Here is a 15,839-nt window from a genome sequence, read left to right as displayed (position 1 = left end):
CAACTGCGAAACCAAAAGGTAGCTTCTACCTTTCGAGTCCCAGGATGCGGGCGCAGTCGTTCATGCGGTTTTGGATGTCGCGCAGGTGGCGGCGGAGTTCGGCCCGGTCGCGGTCGTCGATATCGTTCTCCAAGATGGATTTGACCAGCGGGAGTTTCTTGAGCCACGCGCCCTGACGGGCGGCGTAGGTTTCGGGGATTCCCGCGCGGATCGCGGCTTGGCGGGCGTTCCCGTCCTCGAGATATTCCACGATAAATTTGAGGGTCTCTAGGGTCAGTAGATTCCGGTGTGCTTTGAGTCGCGACGAGAAGCCCATTTGGCGGATACGCATGCCCCAGTGTGGCCCAAGCGCGGCACCTGTGTCCACGAGTTCGACGGGCCACCCGTAGCGCCATTTCCAATACAGGCGGGGCTTTGTCTGGCGCGGGTTTTGAACTACGCGGTCCGGACACTTTTAAACACAACAGAGAGAGGAATCTCATGCAGCCCAGAATTCGTAAGTCGAAGATGACTGCGGCCGTCGTCGGAATGATGATGGCGATCCCCGCGACCTCGCAGGCGCAAGGCCTTCTGGATTTCCTGTTCCGCGGCAATCGCCAGGAAGTTCAACAACCCCAAGTGCGCCAACAGCCTCAGCAGCAACGCCAGCAGGGTATGAACGGTCTGAACGGCCAAGTCCAATCGGGACAAACCGTGCAAGCCTTCACGAAGGGCGGAGTGCCCTGGAAGATCGTGAAGAGCGCTTGGACCGAGGCGGATGAACTCAAGTTCTCGCAATTCGTGGAAAGCATCTATGAGTCGGGCTGTAAGTCCGTCCCCAATTGTATGGCCGGTAAAGGCAACTGGTACCGCGACAAGGATCCATCGGGCATGGTTTGGTACGCGGACTGCGGACGTTTCCCCTATCTGCTCCGTTCGTATTTCGCCTTCCACAACGGACTTCCGTTCCAATCGGCACTGGTCGCAAGCAAACGTGACTCGAGCGATCGCGAGTCCGAGATCAAGTACGCTCCGAAAGGCACTTACATTTCGAAGCGTTGGTCGGTGACTTCGGGCACCAACGGTTATCAGTTCATCAAATCGACCGTCCAGAGCGTTTACTCGGCGGTCTTCCGCGTGGATTCGCGTTTGGATGTCGATGGTGGAATGTACTCGGACTTCTACCACGTGGCGATCAACCGCAAAAATATCCGTCCCGGAACCGTCTTGTATGATCCGAACGGTCACATCGCGACGGTCGCGAAGGTCGAGAAGAACGGCAAGATCATCTTGCTTGATTCCCACCCCGACAACTCGGTGACTCGCGTTGAGTACAACAGCGCCTTCCGCGCGACTTTGATCGTTCAAGGCGGCGGCTTCAAAAACTGGCGTCCGCTGAAGATCGTGAACGGTAAAACGGTCGCGGCTTCGAACAAAGAGGCTCCCGGTTACTCGCTCGAGCAGTTCGTCGGCGACCAACCGAACAAAGGTGGTTTCTCGACGGCGAAATGGAGCACTTCGGACGGGATCTTGCCCTCTTCGCGCTACGTGGACGTCGTCCGCGCCCGCATGAGCCTGGGTGCCGTGAAGTACCACCCCGTCGAAGAGATCAAAGCTTCGATGAATACGCTCTGCTTGATGATGGAAGACCGTATCTTGTCGGTGAAAGAAGCCGTCACCAAAGGAATCGACCGCAAGTCGATGCCGAACGAGCGTCTGCCCGGCAACATCTACGGAACTTCGGGCGAGTGGGAAGACTACTCGACACCCTCGCGCGACGCGCGTTTGAAGACCGCCATCGCGGAATTCTACAGCGACGTGAAGCGGATGTACGACCTGTACCAGAAACGTGACGCGAAAGTCGTGTACAGCGGTAACGACCTCGTCGGCGATATGCTCCGCGCGTACAACGAAAGCTCGGCGGCGTGCCAGCTCTCGTACACGAAGTCGGATGGTCGCGGTGTTTCGATGGACTTCCAAGGTTTCGTCGAGCGTCTGTACGCGATGTCTTTCGATCCCTACCACTGCATCGAGCAGCGTATGGGCGCGACTTCCTCTTCGGAACTGGCTTCGTGCCAGCAGTCGGCGACGAAAGACGCTTGGTACAAGGCTCAACAATCGATTCGTAACTCGCTGGAGCGTCCTTACGAAAAGAAAATGGGCTGGTCTTTGAGCGAAATGCAAAACGGCGCCGCGATCTCGGCCGGTGTCGGCGTGACTTCGCAGGCTCCCGTCAATATCCGCGCTTTCCTGACTTCGGTCCGCTAAAGGTAGCCGGGGGCGCCTAGCCGGTTACTTCTTGAAACGCGATGCGACGGCAGGGTTAAACCCTGCCGTTTGCTTTTTGGACGAGCCGCGTTTCAGAAAGTGAGCGGCTACTTCTGAGACATGGCGGTTTTTCGTCGAAGGAATGGGCGTCGTCCGCAAAGGCGTGTGGGCCCGTCGTCCACGACTTCGTCACTTTCCGGAAACCCCAAGAAGATCTCAAGACTTCCGGCCTTGGGGATTTAAGTCTGGTCCAGCTTCTCCGATAGAGATGGGGTCAGGTCTTAATTTTCGAGGAGTGGACGATGTACTACGTGTCGCATGAAGGTCAGCAGATGGGTCCGTGGCCGACCGATGAAATCATGAAGCAGCTCAAAACTCACGCGTTGGGTTGGAGCGACTATATTTATGATGAAGCCAAAGAAGACTGGATTTTCATCATGGATCACGCCGAATTCAAGGCGCACTACCAAACTGAAGTGCCGCCCGTGAAGGAAACGGCATCGCCCTCGACACCTCCGCCTCAGGGGTCCACGCAGCCCGGCGACAAAGAGTGGTTCGTGCTGAAAGCCGAAAACCGCTACGGTCCCTTCTCTTACGTCGAGCTCGTGCGCATGCTTCAAGAGAAGAACCTTTATGAATTCGACTACGTTTGGAATCCTTCGATGACCGCTTGGGCCCGCGTGGCCGAAGTCGAAGAGTTCAAACCCGAGAAAATCCGCGGTTTGAAAGAGTCGGGCCAAGCCGACGTGCAGGAGGTTTTCTTCCGCCGTCGTCATGCGCGTGCGAACTACGGCGCTTCGATCATCGTGCACAATAACAAAAAGGTGTGGAAGGGCGAAACGATCGAGATCAGCGCCGGGGGCGCGGGTCTGAAGATCGACAACCCCGATCTGCAGCCGGGACAAACTCTGTTCCTGCACTTCAAGCCGGGTGACGGCGTTCCGCCCTTCAACGCGATCTGCACGGTCGTGTCGAAGACAACGAAAAGCGGCGGCCCCTCGTACGGCGTGAAATTCACCTCGATCAACCGCACCGTCCAAGCGGCAATCAAGGACTACACCGAGAAAGTCGCGGCTTAGGCTGCGCCAGGAATCGGCGGCGTAAGCCGCACCGAAATTCAAAGACCGAAACAAGAGGCCGCCTTCGGGTGGCCTCTTGCTTTTCGGGCATCGCGCGGGGCGGATGGCACCACTTCGACACTTCCGCGCAAACAAACTCGTGGGAAATCATGCAGTTCGGCGGGGGTTACGCCGATGAATCAAGTGGAGGCGTGCGTCTGTGGCGGGCCTCCGGGGAGTGAACCATGAAAACTTCGACTTCGTATGTACGTCTTGCGGGATTGGTGCTGCTGGGCTCAGCGCTGATGGCGTGTTCGGCGCAGAACTTCGATCTGCCGCAAGAGCAACGCGCCTTCGGTCAGATCGTGACCTACAACAACAAAGTCGACGTCCTCTTCATGATGGACAATTCATCGAGCATGCTTCAGTACCAAAACAAGTTCGCGCAGCAGGTTCCCGCGATGATCGACAAGCTCGACGCTTTGAAACTCGATTACCACATCGGCATCACGACCTCGGATATGCGCAGCGGAGGGACGGGCGGCGATCTGATCGGCTCGCCGAATTTCGTGACCCCGCGGACACCCGACTTGAAAACCGTCCTTTCGAATCGCGTGAAGGTCGGCCAGACCGGTTCGGATTTGGAGCGGGGGCTGGAAAGCATCCAGAGCGTGCTCTCGTCGTCGAATCTGAACGGTGCGCACAAAGATTTCTTCCGCGAAGATGCGCTCCTCGTCCTGATCTTCCTGACGAACGAAGATGACTATTCGACGGGTTCGACCGCGAGCTACGTGAACTTCCTGAATAAGCTGAAGCCGATGTATAAGAACAACCAGCCGAGCTGGATCGCGAACTTCATCGGGGTCGTCTCGATCGACGCCGACTGCCGCACCACCGCCGACTTCAAAGAGGCGGGGCTCCGCTATATGGATCTGGTCCGCGCTTCGGGCGGTCGCAACGAATCGATCTGTAAGACGAGCCTCGATCAAGCGGTGAACAACATTCGCGCCCGGATCGTGGAAGTCATGACCGACTTCCCGCTGGACCGCAAACCCGTGCTCGAAACCCTGACGGTCTTCGTGAACGGCGTCAAACTCGCTCAAGATGACAAAAACGGTTGGAGCTACTTCGCCGAGGGCAACTTCATCCGCTTCAACGGCACCGCGGTTCCCTCCGCCGACGCCGAAATCCTGATCGACTTCAAGCCCGCGGAAGCGATGTAGACTAGGCAGCGCTTAGGCACCGGCTCCGGGCATGCGGTCTAGTTCGTCGGACTGCACGAATGCTTAACTGGATTTGACCACATTGGAATCGACATGGTTTATTGCGTTTGGCATATTTAACAGTAAGCTTAAAATGAGAGCAGAAAATTATGGCCAGCGCAGACCAAATTAAGGCACTCATTAGAAGTCATGCTGAGCGTGATGACTCCAGATTTTATTCCGTTGCAATGCAGATGGCTGCGCAAGCAGCCAGGCAAGGTCACTCAAAGTTGGCTGAAGATCTTCGCTCAATTATCGACGAGGCGAAAGAAGAGACTGGTCGCGAAAATACGAGATCAAACACTCTGAGCATTACCCAGCCTAGGGGGGAACTCGCTGGTCTCCTTTCAGTAGCCCATCCCCAAGAGCAACTTTCCTCAGTGATATTGCCTGAGGAAACCCAAGTTCGTTTGTGTCGCGTAGTGCTGGAGCAAAGACAGAAACTGAAGTTAGAGCGATTCGGCTTAACACCTAGAAGAAAGATACTACTCCACGGTCCTCCTGGCACAGGCAAGACGCTTACGGCTTCTGCTTTGGCTGGTGAACTCCATCTTCCTTTGTACACGATCCTGCTCGATGGACTAATTACGAAGTACATGGGAGAGACGGCATCGAAATTAAGACTGATTTTCGAGAATATTGCTCGAGTGCGCGGAGTTTACTTTTTCGATGAATTCGATGCTATTGGATCTCATCGCACTAGTACAAATGACGTGGGCGAAATACGTCGCGTACTGAACTCATTTCTCCAATTTCTCGAGCAAAGTAGTTCCGATAGTTTGATTGTTGCCGCAACAAACAATGCTCAGCTTCTGGATAAGGCGTTATTCAGACGATTTGATGATGTTATCGAATACCAGCTTCCTAAACACGATTCGGCCATTGAAATTTTCAAAAGCAAATTTAGTATGTTCGACACAACGAACGTTAACTACGAGACGCTTGCAAGCTCAATTTCTGGCCTTAGCTTCGCGGATCTCGTCAGAGCGTGTGAAGACGCAATTAAGCTGGTTGTGTTGGATGACGAATTAGTATCTCTTAACACGGACCTAGTTGTTAAGTGCCTTGAAGAGAGAGCAACCTCTAGGAGATAACCTTACTAGAGGTGGGCGTTGTCGAATCCTAGGACGAATCTCAAGCATCTATTACTTCCAAATACCATTCGCGCCGATAGTTACGTATCCCCAAAGGGGGCACCACGTCCATCTTATCCAGAGCGTGATCGTCTAACGCATGCAGATCATCTCCTAAGCCAAGTTAGACAAGTTGAGGCCGAACTTGCAAGGCGACAACGCTCTATTCCAATAGGCGCACCAGCACCTGACGGAGTCTACATAGAGGTGGAAGGAAAGCCTGGTTACGATCTAAAGCTCGAAAGCTTGAACTTGCCTTCAGAGGGCATTGAAGTCCTATCCGTAAAGATCGCGGCTGAGGATGATGGAGAGCGTGTAATTGCATCCGTCTTTGTTCAAGATGATAAGCTCGGAAAGTTCATCGAGAAAATTAACGACTATAAGACTAAAGAAACAGCCAATGGAAATCCGAAAAATTCAGCGCTGGTCACTAGTATTGAGAATTTGCGTCTCGGTGTAGTTAGGTCACTGTGGACGGATACTGATGTGTTTCCCGATCCACAGGAAGTAATTTGGTGGGAAGTCTGGTTGAAAAGAGAAGCAGGTTCATTCAGGCAGTTCTCGGATTTTTCGACTCAAAATGGAGTTCGAATAGGGAATAAGCGACTTCTCTTTCTAGATCGCGAAGTGGTTTTGGCTCATGCGAGTGCAAATCAGTTTTCGGTGGCAATCGAAAGATTAAGCTGCGTCGCGGAATTGAGACGTGCCAAGGAAATCACTTCAGATTTTTTGAGAATGGCGGGCTCAGAACAAGCTGCTTGGTGTGCGGCTCTCAATGGCATAACAGATTTGGTTGAAGAAGCTCATCGCCCGGTAGTTTGCATCCTAGATACTGGGGTAGACAGATCACACTCGCTGCTCTCGAGGCATCTTCCAGAGCGCAGTTTGTTTGCATACAAGGATTCTTGGCGGACTAGCGACCACCATGGGCATGGAACTCAAATGGCTGGGTTGATCATCTATGGGGACTTAGAGGAAGCACTGCAATCCACCGAGAGGCTCATCGCTCCTTGTGATCTTGAGTCAGTTAAAATCCTGCCTCCTCAAGGTGAGAACGATCCTGAATTGTACGGTAGTATCACTGAAGATGCGGCAGCAACGGCAACGGTATCAAGTCCTTACAAGAATCGCATTTACTGTATGGCACTGACCACGGGCGAAAGTAGGGATAGAGGACAACCCTCTTCTTGGTCAGCTTCGTTGGACAATGCCTGTGCTGGAATAACCATTCAAGGACAACGGAATTTATTTGTCGTCGCGAGTGGTAATGCCAATCCGACGAATCATGTACATTACCCGGATTCCAATTTCACGGATGGCGTGCAGGACCCTGCTCAGTCCTGGAATGCGCTCACGGTTGGCTCGTATACCGAAAAAGTTGGAATTTCGGAGGGTGGGTTTGTCGGATGGCAGCCCCTTGCACCACTGGGTGGTCTTGGTCCGTCTTGTACGACTTCACTTACTTGGGAGGCGGGGAAATGGCCAAATAAGCCAGATATTCTCTTCGAGGGCGGCAATGCTGCAATAAACGAAGACGGTTCCGTTGTGGACTATCCGGGTAGCCTATTACCATTAACGGTTTGTAGGACGATTGGTGGTCGCAGTTTTACGTGGATGGCTGATACCAGTGCCGCAGCAGCGAAAGCAGCGAATTTTGCAGCTAGAATCTTTTCTGATTACCCCGAATATTGGCCCGAGACTGTCAGAGCGCTAATGGTACATTCTGCAGAATGGACAGATGAGATGAAATCATATTTCGATTTGCGGCTCAAGAGGGGAAGACAGCAGCTATTGAGGACTTGTGGTTACGGGGTTCCGAACCTTGCGAGAGCTCGTTGGAGCTCCAACAATGTACTAACCTTGATTGCGCAAAGTCAGCTTCGCCCGTTCGAAGGTGATCACATGAAAGACATTAATTTTCATTCAATTCCGTGGCCCTCGGAAGTCTTGAGAGAATTGGGAGATACGCCGGTTGATATGCGCGTGACGCTATCATATTTCATCGAACCAAATCCGAGCAGGAGAGGTTGGAAGTTTAAGTTCAATTATCAGTCGCATGGCCTAAGATTTGACGTAAAAAATTCTCTGGAGTCTGAAGAGGAATTTTCGAAAAGGCTCAACAAAGCCCAGAGATCTGCCCAAGATCCCACGAGAGCCACAGGAGGTGATTCTGAAGACTGGTACTTTGGAGAGGCAGGTCGGTCACGTGGGTCACTTCATTCCGACGTCTGGAGCGGATCAGCAGCGGAGCTGGCAGAAAAAGCACAGATTGCCGTCTATCCCGTAATGGGATGGTGGCGAGAGAGGCATCGGGAAGGCCACACTACGAAGTTTGCTAGGTATAGTTTGGTGATTACTTTGAGTACGCCATCTACAGATGTCGACTTGTATACTCCAGTTGAAAACTACGTTCAGACTCAAGTCCGCGTGTGAGTTTACGCCTTGCCGCTCGTGGACTGCAGCCCCGCTGTGGCGACGGCGTGGTACAGTCCGCCGCGCGCCATGAGCTCGGTATGCGTGCCGCGCTCTTTCAGCTCGCCGTGATCCAGCACCAAAATCTCGTCGCACTTTTCGATCGTGGACAAACGATGGGCCACGATCAGGCTGGTGCGTCCGGCGGTGACCTCTTCGGTGGCCTGTTGGATCAGCTGCTCGGACTGCGAGTCGATGTGCGCGGTGGCTTCGTCCAAGATCAAAACATCGGGCTCGAAGACCAGAATGCGCGCGAAGCTCAGAAGCTGTCGCTCGCCCGAGGACAGGTTCGCGCCGCGCTCTTCGACGAAGCTTTCCAGGCCGCGACCGGTGGCGCGCAGAAAGGCGCCGTAACCGATGCGGTCCAGCGCCGCTTGCAGGCGCTCGCGCGGGAACTCGGCTTGTCCCAGACGCAAATTCTCTTCGATCGTGCCGCGGAAGATGAAGGGGTCCTGTTGGACCACGCCGATGCGACGGCGCAGCGAGCGCAGATCGAAATCCTCGATGGCGCGGCCGTCGATGAAAACGGTGCCGAGGGGAGCGTCGTAAAAGCGCTGCAACAGCGCCACGAGGGTGGACTTCCCGCTGCCCGTGCGACCGACCAGCGCGACCTTGCGTCCGGCGGGGACCTGGTGATTGAAGTTCTTCAAAACCCAGGGAAGCCCCTCGCTGTAACGGAAGTTCAGCTCGCGAAACTCCAGTGAACCCTGAATCTTCAAGGGGTGGACGACCGACTCCATACGTTCGGGTTTTTCGTCGAGCGTATGGAAAACCCGTTCGGCCGAGGTCAGCGAATTCTGGAACTGCTGGAACTTTTCAAGGATCTCGCGCAAGGGCGCGATCAGATCCTGGGCGTGCATCAAGAAGGCGACCATGGAGCCGATGGGGATCGCCTCTTCCAGCGTGAGGTAACCTCCGTAGGACAGGGCCAGGGTCAAGGTCACGCCGTTGAAGATGTTCATCAGCGGCTGCAAAAGCGCGTAGTGTTTGATCGAGTTCAGCAAAGCATCGCGGTAACGCGCGGATTGATCGCGGAAGCGCTGAAAGCTTTGCGGGCGACGATTGTAGATCTGCACGACGCGGATACCAGAGAGTTGCTCCGACGCGTAACTGGACAGCACCGAAAGCCGCTTCTTCGACTCACGCAGGATGACCCGCAGCCGTCCCGCCAAACGGAAGGCCAAGAACAGGAAAAACGGCGCCGTGATCATCGTCACGAGCGTGAGTTTCCACGAGATGAGCGACATCGCCACGACGACCGAGATAAAAATGACGCCCTCGGTGATGATCTGGATCACGCCGTTTGAAAAGACTTCGGACAGCGTCGCCGTATCGTTCGTCAAACGCGTGACGATGCGACCAATGGGGTTTTTGTTGAAGAAGTCGATGGGCAGCGACTGCACGCGGTCGTTCAGATCCTGCCGGATGTCGGTCAGGACCTTCTGCCCGAGTTTCTGGAAGAAGTAGAGGTACGAGAAATCAAAGGCGCAGCGAATGACCTCGACGCCCAGGTAAATGAGCGCGATGCGGGTAACGATTTCGGCGTTGTTCTTCAAGATCCCTTCGTCGATCGCCTGGCCGAACAGCCAAGGCAAAACCCGCGACGCGGTCGCCAGCCCCAGGATCGAAACGATCGTGACCGTGAACAGCCACGGGAAGCGCCGAGTGTAGGGCCACAGCCGGCCGATCATCTGCCAGACGGACAGGCTGGATTGGACCTTATCTTCTTCGACGAAGGCCTTCATCGCGGGCCTCCTTTCGTCGGGGCTCCGTCTTCGTTCGGTAGCGGCCCGCCCTGAATTTCATAGAGCTCCTTGAAGAAGGGGCTTTGCGCGAGCACGTCATCGAAACGACCCAGCGCTTCGACGCGACCGCCGTTCAAGACCAAAATGCGATCGCAATGCTTCAGCGCCGCGATCCGGTGCGAGACGATCAAACACGAGGTCTTCATGCGCGCGAGTTCGTTCAAAATTTTCTCTTCGGTTTTGAAGTCCACGGCGCTCAGGACGTCGTCCATCAAAATCAGCGAGGTCGGCCGCACGAGCCCACGCGCGAGCGCCAGGCGCTGCTTCTGGCCGCCGGAAAGATTGATCCCGCGTTCGCCCAAGGTGGCCTCAAGCCCGCCGGGCAGGGCGCGCATCTCGTCCAGGATCTGCACGCGGTCCAGGATATGCTCGGCCAAGTCGATTTCGCCGGCCGCTTGCGGCGGATGGTTTTCGGGTAGGGCGTAGCGAATGTTCGCGCGCACCGTATCCGAAAACAGAAAAACGTCCTGGGGAATCAGGGTGAAGAGCGCCCGCAGCTTCTCTTCATCCCAATCGAACAGATCGCGGTCGTTCACCGTGATCTGGCCCGGCGGCAGATGATAGAATCCCAGCAGCAGATGCAGCAGCGTCGATTTCCCCGAACCCACGGGCCCGGTGATCCCGATCTTCTCGCCGGGTTGCAGTTGGAGGTTCACGTTCCTCAGCGCGGGTTCGGCGCTTCCCGGATAAGTGAAGTTCAAATCCCGCACCGTCAGTCCCGAGAACTCCATGGTGTCCGAACCGCCACGGAATTCGACGTCGGGCTTTTCAAGGAGCACGGCTTTGATGCGATCAAAGGCCGCCATCCCTTTTTTGTATTGGGAAAGCCCCAGACCCAACGCGGTCACGGGCCAAATCATCTTTGAGATATAACGTTGGAACGCGACCAGTGTGCCCAGCGTGACCGCGCCGTTCATCACGTCGTCCAGTCCGATGAAAAGCAAAATCACCGTGCCCGAGGCGACGCCGAAATACATGACGGGGGACCACAAGGAATCGATGAGGGCCAGCTCGACGTTCGAGTTCTGATAGGTGCGCGAGAGCTTCGCGTAGTCGCGTGAACGTTCGTTTTCCACCGCGAAGCCCTTCAGGACGCGCACGCCGGTCACGGTCTCTTGGGCGTAGCCCGACAGCACGGACAGATTGTCCTGCACTTCTTTGGATTTGCGGTAGATCGCGTTCATCAGGGATTTGATCATGAAGGGGACCAGCGGCAGGAAGATCAAGGTCTTCCAAGTCCACTCCCAACTCATCATGATCATCAACGGCAGGATGACGACGATGATCACCGCGCCGTCGACCAAAATCAAAATCGCCGAACCGATGGACTGACGGAAGCTCTGCACGTCGTTGACGATCAGGCTCATCAGCTCGCCGAGCTGATTTTTCTGGTAAAAGCGTGGGGTCAGTTTCAACAGATGCGCCATCAGGTGATTGCGCAGATCCTCGGCCGCGTGGGTGTGGTAGTTGCCGAAGTGCACGCGCCACAAATAGCGCGACACCGCCAGGCCCGCCATGGTGGCGAAAAAGGCGGCGAGCGGACCCCAAAGCGACGTGAAACCCAGATGGGCGGCCACACGGTCGATGATCATCGCCAGGAACAGCGGATAAATTCCGTCGAGGATATTCGTGATGACGAGGAAGAACATCCCCAGACCGAAGCTCTTGCGGAATTTTTTAATGTAGTACCAAAGCGGGTTCTTCAGGAGTCCGGGGTCAGTCATCCCGCGAGGTTTAGGCCCATCGGGGCGGGAAGTCGACCTCATTCACGTCACCGCTGCGCGATCGACGGTTGATGCTGGAAGGCATCGCGCGAAAAAGAAAACGGCGGGGAAGCCCCGCCGTTCTTTTAAGCAAATTCGATGTGGAGGACTTTTAGTGCTTCATCATCTCGTTCACGTTGAGCTTGCCGCCGGTCAGGATTTTGCCTTTCAAAGCGGGGACGGGAGTCGCCGACTTCAGGATCGCGTCCTTGACCTCTTGCCACGTCTTCGTCGGATTTGCGCCCCAGTACAGAGCCGCCGCTCCCGCGACGTGCGGGGCCGCCATCGAAGTGCCGTCCCAGTCGACGGAGATCGAAGCCAGATCGACGACTTTGTCGGAGTACACGTTGCCCACCATCGTCGAATAGACATTCAGGCCGGGAGCGCCGATGTCCACCGAGACGTTGCCCCAGTTCGCGAACGAACCCAGGCGGTCGTTCACGTCCATGGCGGTGACGGTGATGATGTTCGCGTGGGGATAACTTGCGGGATAAGCGGGGAGCGGATCGTTGTCGTTGTCGTAACCGCGACCGCGGTGTCCGTTGCCGGCCGCCGCGACGAAGATCGCGCCGTGCTGTTCGGCGTAAGCGACCGCATCACGCAGTGCTTTGTTCTCTTCACCGGCGTTCGGGTCTTCACCCTCGGAACCCCACGAGTTCGAAAGCACCTTCGCGCCGTTGTCGACCGCGTACTTGATCGCACCGATCGCGCCCGAAGTGTAGCCGGCGCCTTTTTCCGAGATGAAACGCAGACTCATGATCTGGACGTGGGGCGCGACGCCCGCGATGCCCAGGCCGTTGTCGCCGCGTGCGCCGACGTTGCCCGCGCAGTGGGTGCCGTGACCGGGGTTTCCGCCCGTGGTGATGACCTTCAAGGGCTCCATGGCGAGGTCGAAGGGTTTGTTGTCGTTCGCGGCGAAATCCCAACCCAGAACGTCGTCGATGTAGCCGTTGCCATCGTCATCGATGCCGTTGCCGGGGATCTCTTTTTTGTTGATCCAAAGATTCGGACGCAGGTCTTCGTGGGTGTAGTCGACGCCGGTGTCGATGACCGCGACGATCACGCCCCGCGCGTCTTTATTCTTGCGCCAAGCCTCGGCGACTTCGGCATTGTGCATGCCCCACTGTTTCGCGAAATCCGGGTCCGCGCCCGTGCCGGTCGTCAGATCGGTGGGGAACTCGGGGTTGTCGGCGGGCATGGTCTTTTGGAAGCGGGCGAGGGCTTTAGCGCTGCGCTGAATTGCGGCGCGGCGGAGGGGATCTTGGATGCGCCAGTCGTGCATCAGGCGGATCGGGTAGTCGGGTTGGGTGAATTCGATTTCACTTTCGGTCGACATCATGGACATGAGGCGATTTTGGACGGCCGCCACATCGGCGCCTTTCACCAGGACCCATTGGTCGGTGATTTGCGAAACGTCCCAGCCGGATTTCGTGGTCATCCAGCCATAGGTTTTCGAGATTTCGGCTTTGCCTTTGAACTTCACCAATGTTCGCACATCGGTTCGCGCGGTCTCGCGTTTGGTGTTTTGTCCGAGAGCGCTGAGTCCGAGCAGTCCGGTGACCGCAAAAATGAGAATCGCTCTCATGCTGTGAGTTGTCATTTCCCCTCCTTAGTTGGGCCGAAGGCCGGATTCCTCCTCCGATTTCACTCGGAAGGAGAGTCCGTCACGGCAAGCGCCCGAATCATTCGCACGCCCAAAATCGGATGCTAGTTTTCGAAGCGAAACTCTGCAACTCCGAACCTCTACCAACCCCTTGAAAGTTCATGACTTCACTTGCTGAATCTGCGACAAAATGAAGGGAAAGATGCAAATCTATTGAGAATATTGCGAGGTGTTTCAAATGTCTGAACAGGACACCCAAATCAACGCGTCTGCTCCGTCGTCGATTCAAATCGCGACTGGCACGCAAGACGCTCACGATCCGTCGCGCTCGTTCGCGATGACGACTCGTCTCGATGCCGTTGTGGCGTGGGGACGTCGGAACTCCATGTGGCCTTTGCCGTTCGGAACCGCGTGCTGCGGAATCGAACTCATGAGCGTGATGGGACCGAAGTACGATCTCGCGCGTTTCGGCGCGGAAGTCGTGCGCTTCTCGCCCCGTCAGAGCGATCTGCTGATCGTCGCGGGCACCATCACCGAAAAAATGGCGCCGATCCTCGTGCGCATTTACCGTCAAATGCTCGAGCCGAAGTACGTGATCTCGATGGGCGCGTGCGCTTCGTCGGGCGGTTTCTACCGTGCGTATCACGTCCTGCAAGGCGCCGATAAAGTCATTCCCGTCGACGTTTACGTCCCCGGTTGCCCTCCGACTCCCGAAGCGGTTCTCGATGGCATCATGACGCTCCAGAAAATGATCAAAGATCACACGCCTCGCCCGTGGAAAGACCAATGGAAGGCTCCGGACTATGAGTAATTTGGAAACGCTCAAGAAAGAACTCGCGTCGTCGTTCAACATCGACGCGTTCGAGTTCGCGCAGCAGTTCGGTGACGACGCGATCGTCGTCCCCGCGGACAACATCATCGCCGTCATTCGCTTTTTGAAAGAGCAAGGCCACTTCGACTTCTTCGTCGATCTTTGCGGTGTCGACTATCCGAACCGTGCGAAACGTTTCGACGTCGTCTACCACCTGCTGAACACCAAAAACGCCCGTCGCGTGCGTTTGAAGGTGCGTCTGGCGGAAGGCGAGTCCATCGATACTTTGATCGGCATCTTCCGCGGTGCCGATTGGTTCGAGCGCGAAGCTTACGACATGTTCGGGATCGTTTTCAAAGGCCACCCGAACCTGCGCCGGATTCTGACCCACCATCAATTCGTGGGTCACCCTTTGCGCAAAGACTACGAAGCGGATCGTCAGCAGCACTGCACATCGACCTTGCCGATTCACTTCGACAACGTCGGCGATGAGCGCGGCGATGTGCTCAATGACAATTTCCAGCCGCTGAACATCGGACCCTCCCATCCGGCGATGCACGGAACTTTGCGGGTCATGGCTGAAATGGACGGCGAGACGATCGCGCGCGCCGGCGTCGAGATCGGCTACCTGCACCGCTGTTTCGAAAAGATGGCGGAAACCCATCCCTACAACCAAGTCATCCCGTACACCGACCGTCTGAACTACTGTTCGGCGCCGATGAACAACATCGGTTACTGCAAGACCGTCGAGAAAATCCTGGGCGTGACGATCCCGCCGCGCGCGCAGGCGCTGCGGATCATCCTGGCCGAGCTTTCGCGGATCATCGACCACCATATTTCGGTGGGAACCGGCGCGCTGGATTTGGGTGCGTTGACGGGCTTCTTCCATATGTTCACTTACCGTGAGCGTGTGTACGATCTTTTCGAAAAACTTTGCGGCGCCCGTTTGACCGTCTCTATGACCCGCGTGGGCGGCATGGCGCAGGACGCTCCCGACGGTTGGTTCGATCTGGTTCTGGATTTCTGTAAGGACATGCGCGCGGAGCTGGACGAATTCTCGGCGCTGGCGCTGGACAACAAGATCTTCATCAAGCGGACCCGCGGCGTTTTGCCGGTGACCGCGCAGGACGCTTTGGCTTGGGGCTATACCGGTCCCTTGCTGCGCGCTTCGGGCGTGGGGATGGATTTGCGTAAGCTGCAACCTTACTACGGCTACGACCAGCTCGACTTCGACATTCCCGTCGGCACCAGCGGCGACATCTATGATCGCTACCTGGTTCGCGTGGAAGAGATGCGCCAGTCGATCCGGATCATCGAGCAGATCTGCAAAAACGTTCCTTCGGGTGATTACACGATCCGCGACAAAGGGATCGTGCTGCCCGAGAAGAAAGACGTTTACGGAAACATCGAAGGTCTGATGAACCACTTCATGCTCATCATCAAGGGTCTCCGTCCTCCGATTGGCGACACTTACGATGCGACCGAAGCGGCGAACGGCGAGCTCGGTTTCTATTTGGTTTCGGACGGCAGCGGAAATCCCTACCGTTTGAAGGTGCGTCCCCCTTGCTTCCCGATCTACTCGTCTTTCCCCACCGTGGTGAAGGGTGGCATGATCGCGGACGCGATCGCGACCATCGCTTCGATGAACCTTATCGCCGGCGAACTCGACCGTTAAGCAGGAGCCC

General features: G+C 56.0%; 11 protein-coding genes. 7 read left to right on the top strand and 4 right to left on the bottom strand.

Going from position 1 to position 15,839, the window contains the following annotated elements; genetic code table 11:
• Positions 1–25: 25 nt before the first annotated feature.
• Complete coding sequence (locus tag KF767_06400; protein ID MBX3017497.1) at positions 26–331, bottom strand: terminase small subunit; 306 nt, start codon at positions 329–331, stop codon at positions 26–28.
• 149 nt (positions 332–480) lie between these two features.
• On the opposite strand from KF767_06400, the gene KF767_06395 reads away from it, so the two are divergent.
• The 5 genes from KF767_06395 (at position 481) to KF767_06375 (ending at position 8,133) form a co-directional block, all read left to right on the top strand.
• On the top strand, positions 481–2,247 hold the full coding sequence (locus tag KF767_06395) for a hypothetical protein (GenBank protein MBX3017496.1): 1,767 nt from the start codon (positions 481–483) through the stop codon (positions 2,245–2,247).
• A 302-nt stretch (positions 2,248–2,549) separates the two neighbouring features.
• Positions 2,550–3,326, top strand: coding sequence for a DUF4339 domain-containing protein (locus KF767_06390; protein ID MBX3017495.1), 777 nt, complete (start codon positions 2,550–2,552; stop codon positions 3,324–3,326).
• A gap of 224 nt (positions 3,327–3,550) precedes the next feature.
• Positions 3,551–4,528, top strand: a complete 978-nt coding sequence (locus tag KF767_06385; protein MBX3017494.1) for a VWA domain-containing protein — start codon at positions 3,551–3,553, stop codon at positions 4,526–4,528.
• 149 nt (positions 4,529–4,677) lie between these two features.
• Complete coding sequence (locus KF767_06380) at positions 4,678–5,661, top strand: ATP-binding protein (GenBank protein MBX3017493.1); 984 nt, start codon at positions 4,678–4,680, stop codon at positions 5,659–5,661.
• Between the two features lie 246 nt (positions 5,662–5,907).
• On the top strand, positions 5,908–8,133 hold the full coding sequence (locus tag KF767_06375) for a S8 family peptidase (GenBank protein MBX3017492.1): 2,226 nt from the start codon (positions 5,908–5,910) through the stop codon (positions 8,131–8,133).
• 2 nt (positions 8,134–8,135) lie between these two features.
• On the opposite strand, the gene KF767_06370 is transcribed toward KF767_06375, so the two are convergent.
• From KF767_06370 to KF767_06360, 3 genes are all read right to left on the bottom strand, one after another.
• Positions 8,136–9,917 (bottom strand): ABC transporter ATP-binding protein, encoded by a 1,782-nt coding sequence (locus KF767_06370; GenBank protein MBX3017491.1) that lies wholly within the window; start codon positions 9,915–9,917, stop codon positions 8,136–8,138.
• Entirely contained in the window at positions 9,914–11,701 is a 1,788-nt protein-coding gene (locus KF767_06365) for an ABC transporter ATP-binding protein (GenBank protein MBX3017490.1), read from the bottom strand. The genes KF767_06370 and KF767_06365 overlap by 4 nt, the downstream gene beginning before the upstream one ends.
• Positions 11,702–11,852: 151 nt before the next feature.
• Positions 11,853–13,178 (bottom strand): S8 family serine peptidase, encoded by a 1,326-nt coding sequence (locus tag KF767_06360; protein ID MBX3017489.1) that lies wholly within the window; start codon positions 13,176–13,178, stop codon positions 11,853–11,855.
• A gap of 403 nt (positions 13,179–13,581) precedes the next feature.
• Between KF767_06360 and KF767_06355 the strand changes: the two genes are divergently transcribed.
• Together KF767_06355 and KF767_06350 are read left to right on the top strand one after the other, a co-directional pair.
• A complete protein-coding gene (locus tag KF767_06355; protein ID MBX3017488.1) occupies positions 13,582–14,154 on the top strand; it encodes an NADH-quinone oxidoreductase subunit B in 573 nt (190 codons plus the stop codon).
• Complete coding sequence (locus KF767_06350; GenBank protein ID MBX3017487.1) at positions 14,147–15,829, top strand: NADH-quinone oxidoreductase subunit D; 1,683 nt, start codon at positions 14,147–14,149, stop codon at positions 15,827–15,829. The genes KF767_06355 and KF767_06350 overlap by 8 nt, the downstream gene beginning before the upstream one ends.
• Positions 15,830–15,839 lie beyond the last annotated feature (10 nt).

Source organism: Pseudobdellovibrionaceae bacterium (assembly GCA_019637875.1).
GTDB lineage: Bacteria > Bdellovibrionota > Bdellovibrionia > Bdellovibrionales > Bdellovibrionaceae > JAHBUW01.
The sequence above is the reverse complement of the archived record's forward strand: the minus strand, read 5'-3'. Positions and strand labels throughout refer to the sequence as shown.